Raw genomic sequence first — 1379 nt, 5'->3', positions numbered from 1 at the left:
ACTGAGGATGGCTGCTACGAGGCGTACGCGTACGACGAGAACGGTGACCGGGTGGAGGCCTATTTCAACCCGAAGACCCTGGAGCCGGTGCGCGTCAAGGAAGAGGACTGAGGCGATGGGCGAGCGCACGATCCGTGTGTGGGACCCGGCGGTCCGGGTCTTCCACTGGGGGCTGGTCACGGCGGTGACCGTGGCCTGGCTTACCGGTGACGAGTGGGGGGGGGTCCACGAGTGGGCCGGCTATGTGGTGGCCGGGCTGATCGGATTCCGGCTGCTCTGGGGGCTGGTCGGGCCACGCTATGCCCGTTTTACCCAGTTCGTGCGCCCGCCCGGCACCGTGCTGCGCTATATCGCCGACATGGCCTCCGGTCGTGAACGGCGCCACCTCGGGCACAATCCGGCCGGGGCGGCGATGATCGTGGTGCTGCTGCTCACGCTCGCGGGCACGGCGCTGACCGGCTGGATGTATACCCTGGACGCCTTCTGGGGGGTGGAGTGGGTCGAGGAGACCCACGCGTTCCTGGCGAATTCGCTGCTGGTGCTGATCGGGCTTCACGTGGCGGGTGTGGTCCTGGCCAGCGTGCGCCACGGTGAGAACCTCGCCCGTGCCATGGTTATCGGGCGCAAGCGCGAGCCGTCGGGAGAGGACGTCGGTTGAGCCGCCCACGGCCGCCGCGGATTTGGAGGAATTGTTATCGTTAAACACAGGTGTTTGATTCACTAAACATTTCACCTGTCTCCGCTGCTTGGCATAATGCCAGGCATGCGAACTGATTCACACACATATCCTTTCCGGCTCGTCGCTCCCGGCGGGTACGGCCGGTGGGGGCGGCCTGCAGGTGCGGTCTCCGGCCCCGGGGTGGGCGGCGCTTGACGACGGGCGGTCCCGTTGAGGGAGAGACATCCGGCGAGCATGTGCTGCGGCGGCGGCTCGCAGCACTGGAGGCGTTCGTCGAGGCCGTCCCGGTGGGCCGTCTTCGGGTCACTGCGGCGGGTGCGGTCGCCGAGGCCAACCCCGCCGCAGTGCGATTGACGGGCATCGACGAACCGGTTGGCCGGCATCTCATGGCGCTGCTCGACCCCGGTGCCGTGTGCTCGTCCGCGTTCGAGGCGGTGCTCGCCGGCGGCGAGGATATGTTGCGACTGTGTCTGCCCGTGCCCGGCGGTGTGCCGGGCCGGTGGCTGGTCGTGACCGTCCGGGCGCTGGAAGACGGGGCCGAGGTTGTGCTGGAGGCCCTGGACGAGCGGCGTGAGGCGGTGCAACGCAGCCGTGCCGAGCGGACGTACTTCCGGCAGAGCTTTCACCTCAACATTGCCCCGAAGCTGCTCATCGAGGCGGCGACGGGGCGTATCGCGGACGCCAACGACTCGGCCCTCGC

3 protein-coding genes are annotated in these 1379 nt (G+C 68.4%); all 3 read left to right on the top strand.

The window, feature by feature from the left end; genetic code table 11:
* The coding region (locus tag G7A99_RS19790; RefSeq protein WP_163143473.1) for a PepSY domain-containing protein at positions 1-111 on the top strand (111 nt) is incomplete at its 5' end.
* A 4-nt stretch (positions 112-115) separates the two neighbouring features.
* The gene (locus tag G7A99_RS19785; RefSeq protein WP_163143470.1) at positions 116-658 is read left to right on the top strand and encodes a cytochrome b/b6 domain-containing protein; all 543 of its coding nucleotides are present in this window, start codon (positions 116-118) and stop codon (positions 656-658) included.
* Between the two features lie 212 nt (positions 659-870).
* The coding region (locus tag G7A99_RS19780) for a hypothetical protein (RefSeq protein WP_205599946.1) at positions 871-1379 on the top strand (509 nt) is incomplete at its 3' end.

Source organism: Arhodomonas sp. KWT (assembly GCF_010993615.1).
This window is presented reverse-complemented; position numbering and strand designations above follow the sequence as displayed.

Excerpts from the sequence above, each read along its gene's own strand:
- G7A99_RS19785 (WP_163143470.1), top strand. The coding sequence starts at position 116 with ATGGGCGAGCGCACGATCCGTGTGTGGGACCCGGCGGTCCGGGTCTTC.